This window comes from Acinetobacter sp. ATCC 27244 (genome assembly GCF_000156555.1).
GTDB lineage: Bacteria > Pseudomonadota > Gammaproteobacteria > Pseudomonadales > Moraxellaceae > Acinetobacter > Acinetobacter haemolyticus.
Window position 1 is genome coordinate 107,832 of record NZ_GG665962.1, and the last position, 20,185, is coordinate 128,016.

Annotated in this window: 18 protein-coding genes; 10 read left to right on the forward strand and 8 right to left on the reverse strand. The window is 39.9% G+C overall.

Annotation, left to right across the window (positions count from 1 at the left end; genetic code table 11):
- Positions 1–6: 6 nt before the first annotated feature.
- A complete protein-coding gene (locus HMPREF0023_RS12535; protein WP_008942272.1) occupies positions 7–810 on the reverse strand; it encodes a hypothetical protein in 804 nt (267 codons plus the stop codon).
- Positions 811–904: 94 nt separating this feature from the next.
- Complete coding sequence (locus tag HMPREF0023_RS12540; RefSeq protein ID WP_005083891.1) at positions 905–1,606, reverse strand: hypothetical protein; 702 nt, start codon at positions 1,604–1,606, stop codon at positions 905–907.
- A gap of 301 nt (positions 1,607–1,907) precedes the next feature.
- Here HMPREF0023_RS12540 and HMPREF0023_RS12545 point away from each other — a divergent pair, with 301 nt between their 5' ends.
- Positions 1,908–2,423 (forward strand): hypothetical protein, encoded by a 516-nt coding sequence (locus HMPREF0023_RS12545; RefSeq protein ID WP_004637658.1) that lies wholly within the window; start codon positions 1,908–1,910, stop codon positions 2,421–2,423.
- Positions 2,424–2,493: 70 nt separating this feature from the next.
- Here HMPREF0023_RS12545 and fadA read toward each other — a convergent pair whose 3' ends face one another.
- Together fadA and fadB are read right to left on the reverse strand one after the other, a co-directional pair.
- The gene (gene fadA, locus HMPREF0023_RS12550) at positions 2,494–3,666 is read right to left on the reverse strand and encodes an acetyl-CoA C-acyltransferase FadA (RefSeq protein WP_005083884.1); all 1,173 of its coding nucleotides are present in this window, start codon (positions 3,664–3,666) and stop codon (positions 2,494–2,496) included.
- Positions 3,667–3,678: 12 nt separating this feature from the next.
- On the reverse strand, positions 3,679–5,832 hold the full coding sequence (gene fadB / locus HMPREF0023_RS12555; RefSeq protein WP_008942273.1) for a fatty acid oxidation complex subunit alpha FadB: 2,154 nt from the start codon (positions 5,830–5,832) through the stop codon (positions 3,679–3,681).
- Positions 5,833–6,291: 459 nt separating this feature from the next.
- Here fadB and HMPREF0023_RS12560 point away from each other — a divergent pair, with 459 nt between their 5' ends.
- The 5 genes from HMPREF0023_RS12560 to pgsA all read left to right on the forward strand — a co-directional run bounded on the left by HMPREF0023_RS12560 (position 6,292) and on the right by pgsA (position 11,945).
- The gene (locus HMPREF0023_RS12560) at positions 6,292–7,311 is read left to right on the forward strand and encodes a hypothetical protein (RefSeq protein ID WP_005083880.1); all 1,020 of its coding nucleotides are present in this window, start codon (positions 6,292–6,294) and stop codon (positions 7,309–7,311) included.
- A 166-nt stretch (positions 7,312–7,477) separates the two neighbouring features.
- A complete protein-coding gene (gene lpxO, locus HMPREF0023_RS12565) occupies positions 7,478–8,392 on the forward strand; it encodes a lipid A hydroxylase LpxO (RefSeq protein ID WP_004637663.1) in 915 nt (304 codons plus the stop codon).
- Positions 8,393–8,552: 160 nt separating this feature from the next.
- Complete coding sequence (gene uvrC, locus HMPREF0023_RS12570; protein WP_005087991.1) at positions 8,553–10,352, forward strand: excinuclease ABC subunit UvrC; 1,800 nt, start codon at positions 8,553–8,555, stop codon at positions 10,350–10,352.
- A gap of 105 nt (positions 10,353–10,457) precedes the next feature.
- Positions 10,458–11,255, forward strand: coding sequence for a thioesterase family protein (locus tag HMPREF0023_RS12575; protein WP_017395824.1), 798 nt, complete (start codon positions 10,458–10,460; stop codon positions 11,253–11,255).
- Positions 11,256–11,360: 105 nt separating this feature from the next.
- On the forward strand, positions 11,361–11,945 hold the full coding sequence (gene pgsA, locus HMPREF0023_RS12580; RefSeq protein ID WP_017396563.1) for a CDP-diacylglycerol--glycerol-3-phosphate 3-phosphatidyltransferase: 585 nt from the start codon (positions 11,361–11,363) through the stop codon (positions 11,943–11,945).
- A gap of 237 nt (positions 11,946–12,182) precedes the next feature.
- Here the strand turns inward: pgsA and HMPREF0023_RS12585 are convergent, their stop codons facing one another.
- Entirely contained in the window at positions 12,183–12,950 is a 768-nt protein-coding gene (locus HMPREF0023_RS12585; RefSeq protein WP_008942276.1) for an IclR family transcriptional regulator, read from the reverse strand.
- 434 nt (positions 12,951–13,384) lie between these two features.
- Here HMPREF0023_RS12585 and HMPREF0023_RS12590 point away from each other — a divergent pair, with 434 nt between their 5' ends.
- The 3 genes from HMPREF0023_RS12590 (at position 13,385) to HMPREF0023_RS12600 (ending at position 16,745) form a co-directional block, all read left to right on the forward strand.
- Entirely contained in the window at positions 13,385–15,478 is a 2,094-nt protein-coding gene (locus HMPREF0023_RS12590; protein WP_008942277.1) for an FUSC family protein, read from the forward strand.
- Positions 15,471–15,677, forward strand: coding sequence for a DUF1656 domain-containing protein (locus HMPREF0023_RS12595; RefSeq protein ID WP_008942278.1), 207 nt, complete (start codon positions 15,471–15,473; stop codon positions 15,675–15,677). The genes HMPREF0023_RS12590 and HMPREF0023_RS12595 overlap by 8 nt, the downstream gene beginning before the upstream one ends.
- A gap of 66 nt (positions 15,678–15,743) precedes the next feature.
- Complete coding sequence (locus tag HMPREF0023_RS12600; protein ID WP_004637673.1) at positions 15,744–16,745, forward strand: HlyD family secretion protein; 1,002 nt, start codon at positions 15,744–15,746, stop codon at positions 16,743–16,745.
- 1 nt (position 16,746) lies between these two features.
- Here HMPREF0023_RS12600 and ruvX read toward each other — a convergent pair whose 3' ends face one another.
- From ruvX to recN, 3 genes are all read right to left on the reverse strand, one after another.
- Positions 16,747–17,190: a Holliday junction resolvase RuvX gene (gene ruvX, locus HMPREF0023_RS12605; protein WP_005083865.1), complete on the reverse strand. Its 444-nt coding sequence runs from the start codon at positions 17,188–17,190 to the stop codon at positions 16,747–16,749.
- Positions 17,183–17,737, reverse strand: a complete 555-nt coding sequence (locus HMPREF0023_RS12610) for a YqgE/AlgH family protein (protein WP_004637675.1) — start codon at positions 17,735–17,737, stop codon at positions 17,183–17,185. The genes ruvX and HMPREF0023_RS12610 overlap by 8 nt, the downstream gene beginning before the upstream one ends.
- Positions 17,738–17,851: 114 nt before the next feature.
- Complete coding sequence (gene recN, locus HMPREF0023_RS12615; RefSeq protein ID WP_008942279.1) at positions 17,852–19,513, reverse strand: DNA repair protein RecN; 1,662 nt, start codon at positions 19,511–19,513, stop codon at positions 17,852–17,854.
- A 333-nt stretch (positions 19,514–19,846) separates the two neighbouring features.
- Here recN and HMPREF0023_RS12620 point away from each other — a divergent pair, with 333 nt between their 5' ends.
- A complete protein-coding gene (locus HMPREF0023_RS12620; protein ID WP_004637677.1) occupies positions 19,847–20,173 on the forward strand; it encodes a pyrimidine/purine nucleoside phosphorylase in 327 nt (108 codons plus the stop codon).
- Positions 20,174–20,185 lie beyond the last annotated feature (12 nt).

The following is a 20,185-nucleotide window of genomic DNA, read 5'->3' on the forward strand; positions in this document are numbered from 1 at the left end:
CAGAAACTATTTGTTTTGATTTGCTTCATAGGTTTTTCTATATAGTTCTTCACACTCGAGTAGATTTTGGCTGGCCACTGGCTGATGATTATGTGTTTGGTATCTATAATCTAAAGTACATTTTTCAATACATCTGAAGCCTAGAAATGAAACCTTACCATTTAAGTTGTATTGGGATGTGGTTAGCTGTGGTTGAGAAGGTCCTGTATAACAGTGTATAGGCAGCCAGTGTTGATGATCGTTGATCGAGATCTTCGCTGCTATTTTGTAAGGTGCTGGATCGATTAATGTGTACGAGTGTCTGATGCTGCCAAGCGTGATGGATTGTTGGTGATCAGGATTTTCGAAAACTTTCTGTTGGATTTGAACTATGATGATTTGGTCATTACCCCAAGCATGAATCATTACACTGAATAAGCCATTTATTATCCATACAGTTGCTTGTTTAGCCATCCAAGCAAATAATGCACTACTAATTAAAGCAAGAACTAAAAATAAGCCTGAATAAACTTTTAATTGTATAGGACGATAAAAGTAGTCTTTTTTGAGCGTTGGAATATCTCGTTTCCAAAGATAATTAAAGGTATATATAAAAATGCACAATGCACTCAGTATTGAGATGATTAAGATGATGAATTGGGCAAATTTTGAGGGGTAATATGGATAGTTGGTTTGATCATTGTCATATATAAAAATGATGATAATGCCGATTATAGACATCAATATTACGACGTACTTTAGCACAGAATATAGCGGTGTTTGCTTTTTATAGGCTTTCATTAGTATTTTAGATTTTTTATTTTTTATCATAGACTTGCATAGATTAGAATATCCTCATTTCAAATGAGGATGTTACGAAAAAAAGAGATTAAATAATTTCTAATCATTGAAATAGCATTAAGCCTTAATCAAAAATCTTTTCGGCAGCTTGGAACGGCAGGCTGACCACATCAATTGCAACAGCAAAAGGCAATAACACTAATTTCTCTAATGGGTTCAGACTAGATCGAGATTTATAACTTTCTTGTTTTTGCGTATAAATGGTGACTTGATAAGGCTTGCTTAATGCTTTTAATGAACTGAGGTTATTTGCGGTAGGATAGACGACACCAGCAAGTTTTATATCAAAACAAAAACGTTGTGCTTGCATACGTGTATCACTTGAAGATGAACACTCTTTTGCACCATTTTCAATAAAAAACTCTAAGTCTTTTTTACTTAAATCCTCTTTGAGTTTGACATAAGAAATGGGCAATGTTCCTGAAAAATGACCGTCATTTTTTTCAGAAAAGAAATTTAGATCACGAGTGATTTGAATGTTCTTGGGATCAAGCTTATTGATAATGGTCGCAAACTGACTGCCACCTTGGGTCAAAATATAACTGTTTTTTTGACCTGCAATCACAATACTATCTCTTGGTAAATTGGTAGTTGCTTGTGCTGGTCGCCCAAACGCCACTACATTGTCTTCAACTAAAGTAACCTTGGCTGTCCGTGTATACGTTTTACTGTCTTTGGTGATTAGGGTTTTGGTGGCACAGCCTGCTGATAAAAAACTTCCTGTTATTGCCAATGCAATCGTTGTTTTCGCCCATGTAGATAGCATTTATTTCTCCTAATCCTGTGAAATCGAAATTTTAAAAAAATTAATGTTTATAGTCGCAACAAAATGATAATAATAAAAATATTGACCAAATAAGATATCTTATAACAAATGTATTTGTTTTTATAAAGATTAAATTAATTTGATAATTACATTCAATTTTGATCTTTCGGTCAAAGTTTTATTGATATTTACCGTTTATCTGAGCCTTACTGAATCAAGTCGAACTTTGTTGTAGCCTATTATTAGATGCTTTCATTTAACTCATTATATTTCTATTGAGTGACTGATTTTGGAGCGAGCCATGAATTTTCTAAAACGATCAGCTTGTATCGCCGTATTGATTGCTATGGGGCTACCAACAACGGTTCAAGCAAATGACGTTGTGACATTGCCAACCATTAAAATCATGGCCGAATCTGAGCTGCGTGAAGAGGTTGGCTTTATTCCATTTCAAGAAGATGAAAAAGTACGTGAAGCTTTGCAACACCATATTTACAAAGTACATAGTGATATGCAGAATGCTGGTGTAGATGAGGGAATAACGACAGTCAATTATCAGCCTCAAATGACAGCTCTAGATTTTTCTCAACTTTCACCTTTATTAGAGCAGCATATTTTAGCTGTGGCGAGAGGGTTACAATCCTCAGATCCGACGTCAGGTCTATTTAAAATGTTAGAACCTTTGAATATTGATCGAAATAATATCATGGGCATCCGAGATGGAACGATTAAGATCAATATGGATGATATCTTGAAATTGCAAAAGCAAATTGAAGATGGATTGAGAGGACAACAAAACCAGTTTTTCACACCCTAAGATTTGAAATTAGCTTTAAAAAAAGAAACCCCGCATTAAGCGGGGTTTCTTGTTCTCACGTGTTTAATTCTTAAACACGTTCGATAATCGTCGCGATACCTTGACCAAGACCGATACACATGGTCGCAAGACCGATTTGTGTATCTTGTTGTTCCATCACGTTCAACAATGTTGTTGTGATACGTGCACCAGAACAGCCCAATGGGTGACCCAATGCAATCGCACCACCATTCAAGTTGATGATGTCTTGTTTGTCATAAACACCTAGACCTTTCATGACTGATAAGCCTTGAGCAGCAAACGCTTCGTTTAACTCGATCGTTTGGATGTCAGCCATCGTCAAACCAGCACGTTTAAGCGCTTTTTGAGTTGCTGGAACTGGACCGTAACCCATGATCGCAGCATCACAACCTGCAATCGCCATAGAGCGAATCACAGCACGTGGTTTCAAACCAAGCGCTTGAGCACGTTCAGCAGACATCAACAACATCGCAGATGCGCCGTCAGAAAGAGCAGATGAAGTTGCAGCTGTTACTGAACCACCTTTAGGATCGAAAACTGGTTTCAATGCTTTGAAAGCTTCAAGGTTAGCATCTGGACGAATTACTTCGTCGATGTCGCAAAGGATTTTGAAACCATTTGCATCATGACCTTCAACACCAACGATTTCGTTTTTGAAACGACCTTCTTGTGTTGCAGCCCATGCACGACGGTGAGATTCAACACCGAAAGCATCTTGCTCTTCACGAGAGATACCGTTCATACGACCTAACATTTCAGCAGTTAAGCCCATCATATTAGATGCTTTTGCATAGTGTTTAGATGCTTCAGGGTTAAGGTCGATGCCGTGCATCATACCTACATGGCCCATGTGCTCAACACCACCGATGATGAATACATCACCTTGGTTCGTTGCAATCTGAGCTGCCGCAGTGTGGATTGCTTGCATTGAAGAACCGCAAAGACGGTTAACAGTTTGACCGCCAGCAGTTTTAGGGATGTCAGCCAATAAACCAATATTACGAGCAATGTTCATACCTTGCTCTAAAGTTTGGTTTACACAACCCCAGATTACATCTTCAACTTCGTTGGTATCAAACTGGTTACGAGCAACAAGTGCACGTACTAACTCAGCAGATAAACTGTCGGCACGTACATTGCGGAACATACCGTTACGTGATTTGCCCATGGCAGAACGAACGCCATCAACAATCACAACGTCACGTGGATTTAAAGTAGCCATTCACGTCGCTCCTTAACCGTAGAATTTTGTGTTGTTAGCAGCCATGTCACGCAACATTTGTGGCGCTTCATAAGCTTTACCTAAGTGTGCATATTTGTCGCAAAGCGCAACGTATTCAGCAACACCTGTTTGGTCGATATAACGGCATGGACCACCACGGAATGGAGGGAAACCTACACCCATGATCATCGCCATATCTGCTTCAGAAGCAGTTGCAACGATGTTGTCTTCTAAGCAACGAACTGTTTCGTTACAGAAAGCAAGCATCATACGGTCAATGATTTCTTGTGGATCAAATTCACGTTTTTCGCCAGTCACGAAAGGCGCAATGATTTCGTAAGCTGTTGGATCAACAGTTTTCGCTTTCTTACCTTTCTTGTCTAACACATATTTGTAGAAACCAACATCGTTCTTTTGACCAAGACGTTTTGCTTCGTACATCGCTTGGATAGAACCTTTGTAATCAGGCTTCATACGGTCAGGGAAACCTTCAGCCATCACTTCTGCACCATGTACACCTGTATCGATACCAACAACGTCGATCAAGTATGCAGGACCCATAGGCCAACCGAATTTCGCCATTACATTATCAACTTGCTGGAAGTCAGCACCATCTTTAACAAGAAGGTCGAATGCGCCGAAGTAAGGGAACAATACGCGGTTAACCAAGAAGCCAGGGCAGTCGTTTACAACGATTGGTGTTTTACCCATTTTCTGAGCTAGAACAACTGTGGTTGCGATTGCTTCATCAGAAGTCTTTTCACCACGAATAACTTCAACCAATGGCATCATGTGTACTGGGTTGAAGAAGTGCATACCAACGAAGTTTTCAGGACGTTGTAATGCTTTCGCAAGGCGTGTAATCGAGATTGTAGATGTATTCGATGCAATGATCGTGTTTTCACGAACATGCTTTTCTGTATCTGCAAGTACGATTTCTTTAACTTTAGGGTTTTCAGTTACCGCTTCGATCACGATATCCACTTCTTTAAACTCATCGTAGCTTAAAGTAGGACGGATGCGAGCAAGGGTTTCACCCATTTGCGCAGGTTTCATTTTCTTGCGTTCAACTTGCTTTGTTAGCAAGCCATTCGCTTCTTTCATACCTAATGCAAGTTGTGGGTTACCAATATCTTTCATGATGATTGGAGTGCCTTTGCTTGCCGCTTGGTAAGCAATACCACCACCCATAATACCAGCACCTAATACAGCTGCTTGGTTTACAGGATGAGCACCTTTTTCATATTTTTTCGCAGTTTTCTTCACAACTTGATCGTTGATGAATAAACCGATAAGTGCGCCAGCTTGTGGTGTGATCGCAGCTTTAGCGAAACCTTGAGCTTCTGCTTTTAATGCGTCATCACGAGTTGAGCTTGCACCTGCTTGTAATGAGTCAAGCAATAACTTAGGAGCAGGGTATTGTGCAGGATTTGCTTTCGCAAGAACCGCACCTTTCGCTGTATTGAACGCCATCATTTGTTCAAGTGGGTTCAATTTAATTGCATCTAATTTTTCTTGACGCTTTGCTTTCCAGTTTAAACGACCAGCAATGGCTTGTTTAACTAAATCAATAGCAGCTTCTTGTAGTTTATCAGCAGCAACAACCGCATCTACCGCACCATCTTTAAGTGCAGCAGCTGGCTTCTTCGGATTCGCCATTGCCATCCATTCAACGGCATTGTCGATACCGATCAAACGGCTTAAACGAACGCTACCACCAAAACCAGGATAGATACCGAGTTTGATTTCTGGTAAGCCGACTTGTGCTTGCTCAGACATGACACGGTAGTCACACACTAAGCACATTTCAAAACCGCCACCAAGCGCCATGCCATTGATAGCAGCAACTTTAGGGATGTCTAGATCTTCAAAGCTATTGAAGATCTCATGTACAGGCATAAGCCAGTCAACAATCGCTTGTTCACCAGCAGCGAAGTTTTCGCCAAATTCAGTAATATCTGCACCAACGATAAATGTTGATTTTCCAGAAGTAACAACTAAGCCTTTAATATCGTTATTGGCTTTAACCGCAGCAATTGCTGCTTGGAAGTCTTCAATGGTCGCACGGTTAAATTTATTAACCGACTCACCTTGTAAGTCAAAGCGGAATTCTGCAATTCCGTCCGCAAGCATTTGGACGGTAATGGCATTGCCAGCGTGGATCATGCCTGATCTCCTTGTTGTGGAGGATTCTAAGTTGATGTCATAAAGCTTATGCGCCTGTTAGGTCGCAAAAACGCTTCGGTAATCTTACGATAACTATATCTAAAAAGGGCATAACAAAGTTGTATCAAGCCGTGACGCAGTGGTCATCAAATTTTTATGTGGAAATATAAGTTATATTTGTAGATTCCAAATTTTAATTTTATGTTTTTGAAAAAATTATTAAAAATATAGAGATACGATATTTTTGCTATGTATTGTAGTCATGATGTGATGTGGCTTATTTACTTTAAAAACGGTGAGTTTTTTGGATCAAGATAAAGGTAATCTAAGTGATTAAGTATTTTTGAACTCGTAATAAAAAAAGAAGAATTTTTTATGTGTTGTTGGACAGAAGGTATTGTCTATATTTTTATCTATAGGTAGTATTTGTGTTATAAAAATGTTTAAGAAAGTAGTCTTATGTTAAAAAATAAATTTGTTGTTTTGGCAATGCTTCCATTCATGCTAAGCGCGTGTGGAGGAGGTGGTGGTGATAGTTCAAGTAATAACAAATCAGGTGGAGATGGGACACAGGACCTCACTTCCAATGGTACACGTTATTATTTTATGGATCATGAAATTTCCATATATGAAGATGATGATATAAGTATTGAAGTAGGGGATTCTTTATCTTTTGGCGCATTCGAAATTTTTAATAAGCAAGTTAAGGACCCAGAATCAAATCAACCATTAAACTCATATTTATTAACTGAGAAAAAGCTTTATTTACCGACTGATATCGCAACTAAAGTGATGAATATTCATTCAATGACCGATTGGACATATAATGTCATTGGTGATGTCAAAGAAGATTGGAAACTTGAGCGTGTTGATCTCACAAACAAAAATATGTTCGATACTGTATTGCCTAATTACCGAACTTTGGGCTTTGATGAGTTTGCTTTGGGAAATGCTGAGATATTCTTAAATGTTCATGGGAATAAGGTATTTCCTGCTGGAAGCGCGTGCTATCGTTTGGTATCGAGAAAATCGAATCAAGATACGTTTGCTTTCAGTCAAAAAACGATGATTGAACAGAGTTTTGAGGATTTTAATCTAGAGAATGAATGGTATTTATTTGATCTGATTGAAAAAAACCCATTTGTTTTTACGTATAGAGCAGCTAATGGGGGATGGCAAGGCGTATCTTGGACAACCATTTACAATACAAGTTTAGGCTTTGCAGCTAATAATAGTGTGGCTGTTGAATATCAAGGTCAAACTTATGGAGCTGATTATACCAGTAGCATTGAATGGACTGCGAAGAAAGAAATTGGACATTGGGAAACTTATTTAAAAAATGTGAATGAACCAGAGCAAATCCGTAAAGCAAAATTGAAAATTGCTCAATTAAAATCAGGTTGTTATGTGTATAATGAAAAAGCAGCTGAAGCTCTCTACGCTTTATCGTCTTTAGATTGGCAGCCTTATAAAAACTAAAACATATTCAGTATATGGATATCTTAAAATTAATGTTTTGAGATATCCATGGTTGTTATATTAACTTGATCTGATTTTTTTTTTTGAATTTGCTAATATCACCTCACTTCTAAAGTTTAAAATTCTATTGCGATATTTTAATTAATATCCAAAAGTGAGTAACTATATGATTAAGTGGATCATATTAGCGATTTTTATCATTTCTGCGTTGTATATTCAGCGCCGTGGTAAAGTAAAGCATTCGTTTTATCGTCAGTTTTTTGACCATTCTACGATTCTCGCGCCAATCAATTTTTTAATGTACATGTTTTCCAAAGTGCCGAATCAGCCGTATATCGACACGCAGCATTTCAAGGACTTAAAAGTTCTTGATGAAAACTGGGAAATGATTCGTGATGAAGCAAAAGCATTGTATGACAAAGGCGGTATTAAAGCGTCCAGTACCTATGATGACTTGGGTTTTAACTCCTTCTTTAAAACAGGTTGGAAACGTTTCTACTTGAAATGGTATGACTCGGCGCATCCATCAGCAGCAGAACTTTGCCCGAAAACAACTGCATTATTAAAGACTTTGCCAACCATCAAAGCTGCAATGTTTACTGAGCTTGCGCCTGATAGTCGTTTGGTACGACATCGTGATCCTTATGCGGGTTCGTTGCGTTATCATTTAGGTTTAATTACACCGAATGATGATCGTTGTTTTATTGATGTGGATGGTGAGCGTTACTCATGGCGAGATGGTGAAAGCGTGGTATTTGATGAAACTTATATTCACTACGCTGAAAATACCACAGACCAAAACCGTATTATCTTTTTCGCAGATGTTGAACGTCCGCTCAAAACACGTTTTATGGAAAAGTTTAATCATTGGTTTGGCAAGAAAGTCATGACTGCGGCAAGTTCTCCAAATGAAGCTGGAGATCAAACAGGTGGTTTAAATAAAGCTTTTGGTTATGTTTACCAAATTCGTATTAAAGCCAAAGCTTTGAAGAAGTCCAATCGTCAGTTGTACTACTTTTTGAAGTGGTTCATCATGTTGGGCTTGTTCTTCCTTATCTTTATTCGCCCCTATGTATTTTAAGACGTAGTCGAATCATTCATCGCTAATTTTTTCATATTTAGCCCTGAGACCTTATCGGTTTTCAGGGCTTTTTTATTGTTTAAGTTACAGTTCATCGGGACTTGAAATTCATCGATACAAACGACATCATCAAAAGCATTACTGATCATGAAAGTCTGCCGTGAATCCAAACGCACGTGAACACATTGAAAAAATACTTGCTCATATGACCCAATTGCCGGGCGTTTATAAAATGCTGGGCAAAGATGGAGAGTTGCTTTACGTCGGTAAAGCGAAGAATCTTAAAAATCGTGTATCGAGTTATTTTGTCAAAACCATTGAGCATCCAAAAACTCAAGCACTGGTTGCGCGTATATATGACATCGAAACTTTAGTGGTTCGCTCCGAAACCGAAGCCTTATTACTTGAACAGAACCTGATTAAATTGCATCGCCCACCGTATAACATCATGCTGCGGGATGATAAGTCGTATGTATATATCTTTGTTTCAGCAGATAAGCCTTATCCTCGGATTGCAAGTGGACGGGGAAAAGGCAAACATCAAATCGGTAAATTTTTTGGACCCTATCCAAGTGCTTATAGTGCCCGCGATACCTTATTAACACTACAAAAATTGTTTAATGTCCGTCAGTGTGAGAATAGCTATTTTTCCCAACGTAAGCGCCCTTGTTTGCAATATCAAATCAAGCGTTGTACTGCACCCTGTGTTGGTTTGATTAGCCCAGAAGACTATAAGGAAGATGTAAATAACTCGATTCGTTTTCTACAAGGCGATACTAAAGAGCTGAATCAGGAACTGATTGGCAAAATGGAGCAAGCAGCTGAAGCCTTAGAGTTTGAGAAAGCAGTTTTTTATCGAGATCGCTTGTCCTTATTGCGCGAAGTTCAAGCACAGCAAGCCGTTTTTAAAATTAAAGGTGAAGCCGATATTTTAGCGATTGCACACCAAGCGGGTGTTACCTGTGTTCAGATCATGTATGTGCGTAATGGTCAGATGCTGGGTGGAAAAAGTTATTTTCCAGATATGCTCGGGGATGATCTGGGGCAAATGTTGAGTGATTTTATCGCGAATTTTTACTTTCAAGTCGCGGATGAAATTCCGGTTGAGCTGATCGTAAATTTAGAGGTTCCTGATAAAAAGCAATTGGAAGAAGCCTTGCAACAGACCTTTAATAAAAAAATCCAGATCAAACATAAGGTGCGTGAAACACGGGCTGAATGGCAGGAGCTTGCACAAATGAATGTGCAACATGCCATAAAAGGGAAACTCAGCAATCATCTCGAATTAAATGAGCGTTTTCATCAATTAGAGCAGGTGGTTGGTCGCCCAATTGATCGTATTGAATGTTTTGATATTAGCCATACCATGGGGGAGGCACCGATTGCTTCATGTGTAGTTTTTGATCAGGGTGGCGCAAGAAAACGCGATTATCGACAATTTGCAATTCAGGATATTACGGGCGGAGATGACTATGCGGCGATGCGGCAAGCCCTAATTCGACGGTATAAGAAGAATATGTTGCCTGATTTACTCCTGATTGATGGGGGCAAAGGGCAGCTACATATGGCAATGGAGGTCATGCAAGAGCTAGAGTTGGATGCTTTTATGATTGGTGTGTCTAAAGGTGAAGGACGTAAACCAGGGTTAGAAACCTTGCATTTTACGGATGGAACCAAGATTCAACTTGCTGAAGACCATAAGGCTTTGCATTTAATCCAACAAGTGCGGGATGAGGCGCATCGTTTTGCCATTACTCGACATCGTGCAAAGCGTGATAAACGTCGTAGTAGTTCAGTTTTAGAAGCCATTCCTGGATTGGGACCAAAACGCCGTCGAGATTTGTTAACCCATTTTGGCGGTATTCAAGGTGTGCTGAATGCCTCTGAAAAAAAGCTGACCTTAGTCCCTGGTTTGGGTGAGGTTATGGCAAGGACCATTTATAAAATTTTGCATGAGTGATTTGACCAATTGACCAAATCTTTCAATGATTGATTGATCAATGACCATTCACAAATTGCTAAAAACATTCAAAGATAGAATCTATTGAAGATAAAAGGAAAAATGATGTCATTGCTTCCACTGTATCAACAAGTTAAGCAACAAGAAACGATTGATATTCCATCAGGATGGTTACAAGGTCGCACCGTATTTGGCGGACTCATTGCAGGACTAATGATCCAAAAAGCAATCGGAGTGGTCAACGATCCTGCAAAGCAGCTTCTCAGCTGTAATGTGACCTTCATTGGTCCCGTACAACATGGAGCTGCAAAGCTCACGGCTGAAATACTCCGTGAAGGTAAGTCTGTAACGAGTTTGGAGGTTCGTTTGTGGCAGGATGATGCAGTGCAAAGCATTTTGGTTGCGAGCTTTGGTTCGCAACGTGAGTCCCGCATTCATGTCAATCATCTGCCACATGAGCCAGATTATCCATTGCCTGAAACCTTAGATAAAACGTTTTATATCGAAGGTTTAATGCCTGAATGTATGCAGCAATTTGAATTGTGTTGGGCTGAAGGTCATTATCCAATGGCAGGAAGTAAAGCGCCTGATTTTGGCGGTTGGTGTCGTTTTGCACCAAACCTGCATGCTGATCGGGAAATGCAGCTTGCGGACTTATTTGCATTAATGGATGTATGGCCACCAGGGGTGTTACCCATGTTTAAGACACCTGCACCAGCCAGTTCATTGACTTGGCAAATCACTTATATCCATCCGATTGCTCAAAATATTCAGGATTGGTTTAAATACAAGGTAACAACAGAATATGCTGAACATGGTTACGCTACCGAATATGCTTATGTTTGGGATCGTGATCATCGGCTGATTGCGATCTTAAGGCAGACGGTTGCCGTGTTTGCCTAATCGACATTAGGCGGTATTTCGTATAAAGTTGCTTACAGATCGAAACAATCTCGGTACATCCTTTGCGCAATATGCAAATTTGATGCGAACAACATGGCGGTGTTTATGAGTACAGGGCGAATCCTGAACATTCCAAATATATTAACTTTGGCGCGTATTGCTCTCATACCTGTTTTTTTGGTAATCGCATATTGGCCACCAGCGATTGGCGCTGAACATCATGGTGGCATGCTACGTCATATCATATTGACAGCAATCTTCGTCCTTGCCGCACTGACCGATTGGTTTGATGGCTATTTGGCGCGAACATTGAACCAGACTTCTGCTTTTGGACGTTTTCTCGATCCCGTCGCAGATAAGTTAATGGTCGCGGCAGCTTTAATTGTACTTGTGCAATGGCAACCTACCATTTCAATGGCATTTGCAGCGATTGTGATTATTTCTCGTGAGATCACTGTTTCTGCTTTACGTGAATGGATGGCTGAGCTCGGGGCGCGAACCAATGTTGCAGTTTCTACAGTCGGAAAATACAAAACAGCATTCCAAATGATTGCGATCAGTGTATTTTTGTTGAACTGGCAACCCTTAGAAATGTGGGCATACGCTTTGTTATATGCTGCGGTACTGTTGACGTTATGGTCAATGTTTATTTATCTGAAAGCCGCATGGTCGTATTTAAAGCAGCCTTAATCTTTCCTTTTTTGGTTGTTTCTTAAACCTTTCTTCGGGAAGGTTTTTTTATGCCTAGTTTACGATTTTTTAGAATAAATATAAGAAAAAAGCCCATCAGTTGATGAGCTTAGTTCTCTGAGGAAAATCATGCTCTTTTGGGAGAGTATGCTGAAGAACAAAATCATAATATGAGAATTTTTGCATATTTTCAATCTTTAAAAATGTAAAAATTTTTAAATATTCTCATAATAAGTTTTATCCATTTTCAGAAAGTAAGGCAAACTTATGTTCAATTTGTGCTGCATTATTTTGTAAAATCTCGATCAGTTTCTGAATATTTAAAAAATCAAAGCGATTTTTTGAAGCGACTAAGGTGAGTGCAATCGGTGCTTCTTTGCTAGAAAAACGAATAGGTACTGATAGTCCACAAACCATTGGGTCAATCTCACCTTGTGATAAATAGAAGCCCTGTTTTTTGATTTTTCGCATCTGTTGGGCAAACTCATCTAAGTTCTGGGCAAAACCCACCTGAGCTAGCTCTTGAGTGAACTGTTGATAATAGGCTTGGATGCGTTGTTTGCTCAAATGGGCAATCACGATTTTAGGAGAGGCACCAATATAAACAGGACGAGGGCAACCTCGACCAAAAGACAGCAGCTCTGCTTCTTTAAAAGTTTCATGATGTAAATCAATACAATAATCATGATTTAAATAAGTGAGTAAACAACATAGCTCAGTTTTATCCACGATATCACGCATAAATGGAATACTGATCTGAACCAATGGGTCGGTGCTATGCGAAATATAATCTAAAACAGCGATTTTGGAGCCTAAAGTATAATCTCCTGAAGTTCCGCTAATGCGTTTAAGCATATCGGCAGAAACCAATTCTTTAAGATAACGGTAGGCAGTCGGCTTGGACAATCCAAGTTCATCACAAATGATATCGACATTGATGATTGGGCGTGTAACCGAAAATAAATCCAGCACAGTGAGAATCTTACCAAAACTCGAACTTGCCATGATGATGTGCCTACTCCTTAAAAAGAACGTGAAAATCAAACTTTTATTGTTTTATAACAGAAAAGCGTTGAGTCTGATATGGGCCTTAGAATTTGTTGGGCTCACCTGAATAAATCTAAAGCTGTCTGAGAAAACTTAGCGAATTCAATAGAAACACGGTTATTAATAACATTAAATTATCAAATTATGATAATTATGTTGACTAATTTATCATTTTTTGGAAAAATTATCCATGCAATGTCTTTATTGGATAATTATTGTGCTAAGCAGTGATTTCCATAACGCTGTCCACATTGTGCCTCATTTCAAATTAATCAGCTTAGTGTTCATCGGCTGTTTTGGGTTAATCCTAAAATAGGCTGGATGTGTTGTCTCTTGATTTATATAGACCGCAATCTGATGAGCAAAAACTGACCTAGCATTGAGATATATACATGTTACTTAAACAGTTGTTGGCTTTTAGACCTAGCCGACTAGACATCATTTTTGCCTGCAAAACCTTTGTGGCAGGTATGTTGGCACTGTTTGTTTCATTTGAACTGGATTTGATTAATCCGATGTGGTCGATTGGAACCGTTTTGATTATTGCTAATCCATACTCAGGAATGGTGTCATCAAAATGTGTTTATCGACTGGTGGGTACTGTTGTCGGAGCAATTATTGCTTTGATCTTAACCCCTCATTTTATTAATACACCGTGGTTATTCACGATTATTCTGTCACTTTGGGTTGGCTTTGCTTTGTACGTTTCTTTATTGGATCGTACACCTCGTAGCTATGTCTTTATGTTGGCAGGATATTCAACTGCGATGATTGTATATAATGCCATTACTTATATTGATAGCTACAATATTTTTGATATTGCTTTAGCGCGAGTATTAGAGATTTCGATCGGTGTCATTGCAACTGCTGTTGTCTCTGCAACGTTCTTTCCAGTACATGTTGGGGCGATGATTAAACAAAGAGTAAACAAGGCATTGCATGATCTAGAAAGCACGTTTGAGAATTTGGTGACCGTTCAGGAGACGCCTCAAGATTATACTCAGATTTTATCAGTGATTACCCGAGATGCCTCAGATATTCATGCGCTTGCTGTGCATTTAAATTATGAAAAAGGTGAGCTTAAAGGGATGACGAAACCGTTGCAGGAAATGTTGCATCAGGTTTCCCTCGTGGTGGCCAATCTAGTCGCGCTTTCTCAACGTGTTAAACAGCTTAAACAGATGCAAATGGCTGAGCTTGCACCACATCTAGATCGAATTAGACAGCGTACTTTATTATTTTTAAAGCAAGAAAAAGCATTGCTCCTATCGGATTTACAAACGTTGCCGACAGGGTTTGAACAAGATTTTTCCGAATTAATTGCAATGGCAACATCCGAGCAGCAAGTTGTTTTGGGTGCTCTAAAAATGGATACCCGCCATTTTATTGCCAATATTTTGGCTGTGAAACTCATTTGGCAACACATTCAGCAAGGGAAAAAAGATATTCCAGCGGAAATTACCGCTATTAGTACCACCTATCCGAGTTTACATCGTGACCATGGGATCGCGGTTCGTGGTGGGATCAGTGCTGTATTAATTACTTTTATCGTCACTGGTGCGTGGATTATTTCAGGTTGGAAAGCTGGGTTTATGATGGCGCAGATGGGGGCAGTAACGGCATGTATTCTGACTGCTTTGGATAATCCAGTGCCTGTGTTGCGAATTTTTATTTGGGGCAGTTTGTTTTCAGCAGTCTTGGTCTTTTTGTATGCATTTGGGATTTTTCCGCATGTGATACATTTTTGGCAATTGGCTTTGGTTTTATTTCCTGTGTTTTTGGTTGCTGTGAGTATGATGGCAAATCAAATGTTGATGCCTGTCGGGATGGTATTAGGGATCAACACAATGATGGGTTTGAATCTACATAATCAATACACCATGGATGCTGTGTCTTATTTAGACAGCTCCTTTGCGATGGTATTGGGTGTTTTGGTTTCATTGATCGTCATCGATCTGGTGAGAGCCGTTTCTCCAGATACCAGTGCAACACGTATTTTGGCTTTACATTATCAAGCCATGCGTCAAGCAATTCATATGGCTTACGGAAGTGACTTCAAGATCCACCTGCGCAGTATGCTAGATCGAGTGGGCGTATTGAATACCAAGATGGTGCAAGATCTAGAGATAAAAACTTCGATTCAACATGCTTTGGTTGAGAGTAGTTCAATTGTTGATTTGGTTCGTTTACAAGAAATTAGTCAGAAACTCCCTCAGTTTGAAACTTTGCAGAACCAAGTGAAGAGATTACAGCAACAATTGACTGATTATTTCAAAACCCAAGAAAAACGGTTGTCAGTGAATCACTTTCCAACAGAAATTGTTCAGCAAATAGAGCAATTGCAATTCATTTCCTCCGAAATTGAGGACGAGCAATTACGTCAACGTATGCAGATTTCATTGAACAATATTCGTGTCAGCATTGGACATATGCCTGCTGAAGAGATGTTCTCAACAATAAATGCTGTAGGTGTATCTCATGGGTGAAATAAATTTATATGGAATTTATATTCCGATTTTGTTGGTACAAGCCATTATTGCCTATGTGTTATTTAAGTTCTCTAGTCCGTTCACAGATCGTTTAATTGCAAAAGGTTGGATTGCCTTACCTAGTATTTTCAATCTGTGTTTTTACTTGGGACTATTGTTATTCGTACATGGATTGTTTGTTTGGTTGTGGGTTTAGTGGTTTCCATAAGCGCTCATTTTTGAAAATTGAATCGGTTAAGAATACGTACGAAAGGTGATGAACATGAATGCATTTGATGTGCGAAAAGTTATACGTCCTGTGGTTTTGCTTCTCGCGATTTTGATCGCTGTCTATACAGTTGTGCATTTATGGAATTATTACAATGCATCGCCATGGACACGTGATGGACGTGTCCGCGGTGATGTGATTCAGGTCGCCTCGGATGTGAATGGTTTGGTTACTGAGGTTTTGGTTCAAGATAACCAAACGGTGAAGAAGGGGCAGGTGCTTTTCACCATCGATGTGGCACGCCAAGCTTTGGATGTTGAGCAAGCAAAATCTGATTTGGCCAAAGCCAATGCAGGATTGGCACAAGCGCAAGCGAATCTAGCTGGTGCAAAGGCAAGCTTGGTTAAGACTGAGGCCAATATGAAATTGGCTGAAAAGAATGCAGCACGTTATGCGAGTTTGATGGATGGTGCGATCTCAAAGCAAGAGCAAGATCAAGTTTTTGCCGCGCGTGATCAGGCACTTGCAGAACGTGAGCAATTGACGGCAACGATCGAGCAGGCGAATGCTGCGATTCAACAACAACATGCGTTGATCGAAGTTGCTCAGAGTAATTTACATTTAGCACAATTGAATTTGCAGCGCTCAGAAGTGGTCGCACCTGCGGATGGGACTTTGTCTAACTTTGACTTGAGAGTTGGTAATTACGTGAAGGTTGGGCAGCCTGTGGCGGCACTGTTAGACCGTCATCAACTGTACGTGGTCGGATATTTTGAAGAAACCAAACTTAATCGGATTCATGTTGGAGACCAAGCGACTGTACAGTTAATGGGGGATAAACAGAAGATCCAAGGGCATGTACAGGGGATCGCTACAGGGATTGAAGATCGCGAACGTTCAGGAAGCTCTAATTTATTAGCAAACGTAAATCCAACTTTTAGTTGGGTGCGTTTAGCGCAACGTGTGCCTGTGAAAATTGTTTTGGATGAGCAACCGCATAATCCATTGGCTTTTGTCTCAGGACGTACTGCGACGGTCAGAATTATTGAGAAATAAGCTAAGGTGTAATTCCAACAGGATTGCGATACCAACTTTGAATAAGCAGTGCAGCGGCAAAGCTGTCTGCTGATAAACGCTTTGCTTGTCCTTTGCTTTGATAAAATTCGAGTTCTTCCCGTGCTTCTCGTGTAGTTAGGCGTTCATCTACCATCCAAGTGGTAATATTGGTTTGATGGCGTAGGCGTCTTGCAAACTTTCGAGCTCGGGCTGACAGTTCAGACTCACTGTCATCCATATTTAGGGGTAAGCCAACAATAAATAGATTGGGCTGCCATTCTTTGACGATTTTTAACAGTTGGTTCCAGTCGGGAATACCATCTTTCATGCTGAACAGTGGGAGTGGATTGGCACTTTCAATACTTGATTGGCCAATTGCCATTCCCATTTTTTGTGTTCCAAAATCAAAAGCCATAATAGATTGAGGGGGATTTAACTCAGGCATGACCAATCTCTGAGGCAAGCCAAGTACGATCTACGCCGATTTTTTTGTATGCCGCATCCCAACGATCGCCATAGGGTAGATTGAAAATCAAATCCATATCAGAATCACAAATCAACCAGTCGCCACGTGCCATTTCTTCTTCAAGTTGATTTTTTGCCCAACTCGCATAACCTAGCGCGATCTGATAACGGCCAACACCTTCATTGTGTGCAATCGCATCTAAAATATCTTTGCTGGTGGTAATACATACATTTTCACCAACGGCTATCGATGAATGCCAAGTCGGTTGTCCAGTATGTAATACAAAGCCAGCTTCTGGACGCAATGGCCCACCCTGCAAAACTGCATGGGGTTGTACATTATCCGCATCAATTTCTAAATCATTCAGTAGCTCTTTGATCTGTAATTCAGATGGGCGATTGATAATGATGCCTTGTGCACCGTCTTCATCATGGCGTGCAACATAGATGACCGTATTTGCAAAGAATTCATCAGCCATGTCTGGTGGAGCAATGAGACAACGATGTGTTAAATATTGTTTCGTCACCTAGGCGGTTCTCCATCAAAAGATTGAGTTAATCTATGTATATAGGTTCTTTTTATCAACATACAAGAGTTAATCGGATTTCGCCAATCATTTTCTGATAATTTGTTGCAAAGTTCAGGTTGATTGGAATTTAAGTTGGCGTAATTGCTTGGCGTGTTGCAGGGTTGTTTCGCTAATTTCTACCCCACCAGACATACGCGCGAGCTCTAAAATACGATGCTCTTCATCCAACTCAATGATGGTGCTACTCGCAGGATCTGTTTGTTGTTTTTTCACCAATAAATGCTGATCAGATTGTGCTGCCACTTGGGCTTGATGCGTAATACAAAGTAACTGGACGTGTTGAGCCAAATCAGCCAGTAACCGGCCAACAACTTCAGCTGTTCCACCGCTAATCCCCACATCGATTTCATCAAAAACCAACACCTCGGCTTCGGTTTTCTCTGCATTCATCACTTGCATGACTAAGGCGATACGGGATAATTCTCCGCCCGATGCAACGCGTGCCAGTGGTTGTGGTGGAATCCCTTTATTCGCAGTAAAGAGCAGTTGAATTGTGCTCAGTCCCTCGGCATTGGCTTGTTCCATCGGCTCAAATTTGAACTCAAAATGTGCTTCTGGTAGCGCAAGAGGTTTCACTTGTTCAGTCAGTTGTTTAGCTAAAGGAATGGCAGCTTCACGACGAATTTGATCTAGATGTTCGGCTTTTTGTATAAATGCTTGATGAGATAATTCAACCTGTTCTGCCAAAGTTTCAGGATCTTCAAGTTGATGTAGTTGTTCTAGTTCTTGTTGCCACGTTTCATATTCTTGTTTTAATAATTCAGGTTGGGTGCGGTATTTTCGTGCTAAACGATGAAAGACTTCTAAAGTGGTATTTAGTTGTTCCATACGTTCAGGATCAAAACTTTGGCGGTCAATAAACTGACGTAGACTTGCAGTCGCATCGTCAATTTCACTTTGAGCATTTAATAATGAATTATAAATATTAGAAAGATGCTCACTACGTCCAGCATGAGATTCTAAACGGCGGATAATCGATGCAATTTCTTGGGTAATATTTTGCTCGGCTTCATCTAAGACATTTAAGCTATAGCCACAGTCTTGCATGATATGTTCGTGATGGCTTAGGCGATCAAACTCTTGTTCTGTTTCTCGATAATCCGTCTGAATGACTTCTTCGAGTTCTTCAATTTGTAACTCCAAACTTTGAATTTTTTGGATGCGCGTGGCTTGAGCATCTAAAGCTGCTTGATGTTGGCGAATATTATTTTGCCATGTTGCATAGGCATCACGCACTGCTTGAGCAGGTTCTGCAAAGTTATTGTAGCGATCTAACCAATGTTTAGGATAGGGTGGTTCGAGTAATTGTTGCTGGCTGTGCTGACTATAAAGCTGAACCAGTAAACGTCCGATTTCTTTAAGTTCAGCTAAACTGCTCGGTCGACCATTGATCCACGCTTTACTGCGTCCAGTAGCAAAAACAACACGTCTTAAATGAATTTCCCCCGTGTCATCTTCAAGTTCATGCTCAGTCAACCAATGGGCTTCAGCACTGTCTGGTTGATAACTGAACACAGCGGTGACATCTGCCTTGTCAGCGCCATAGCGAACATAGTTGGTATCGGTGCGTTCACCTAAACAGGCAGACAAAGCATCTAACAATAATGACTTGCCGGCACCTGTCTCACCTGTTAAGACATTGAAGCCTTGTTCAATGTCTAAAGCTAAATGGTCAGCCAGTGCAAAATTAATTAAAGTTAAATGGGTCAGCATGAATGCATCCAATGCATGAAATCTTTTGCTTAAAGATAGAGAAATTTTACCGAGGCGACAAGAGTATCTTGTTTGATCGAAACAAAAGAACGCTGAATTTATTTGAATTCAGGATTAGTGGAATATTGTTGTAAATAAATGACTTGATCATTTTAAAGCGCGCCCCTTGTTATATTCGTTGATTAAAGAGGTTGCGGGGTTAGTTTATTTTATCTCAGCGCTGAGAAAATTGCGGAGAAAGCATGATAAAAATGGATTGATTCGTGGCGCTGGCACAATTAAACTAGCTCCATCATAACCTAATATAAATGCTGCATTATTTGGAGAGTAGGCATGAGTTCAGTGCAGTTTGATCATGTTACGGTCATTAAAAAATCAAATGTGTATTTTGGCGGGGCATGTATCAGTCATACCGTACAGTTTGAAGATGGAACGAAAAAGACGTTAGGTGTGATTTTACCCACTGAACAACCTCTAACTTTCGAAACCCATGTACCTGAACGTATGGAAATTATTTCAGGGGAGTGTCGTGTGAAAATTGCCGATAGTGCTGAAAGTGAATTGTTCCGTGCGGGACAGTCTTTTTATGTACCAGGTAATAGTATGTTTCATATCGAAGCAGATGAAGTCCTTGATTATGTTTGCCATTTAGAAGGCTAACCTATTTGGACC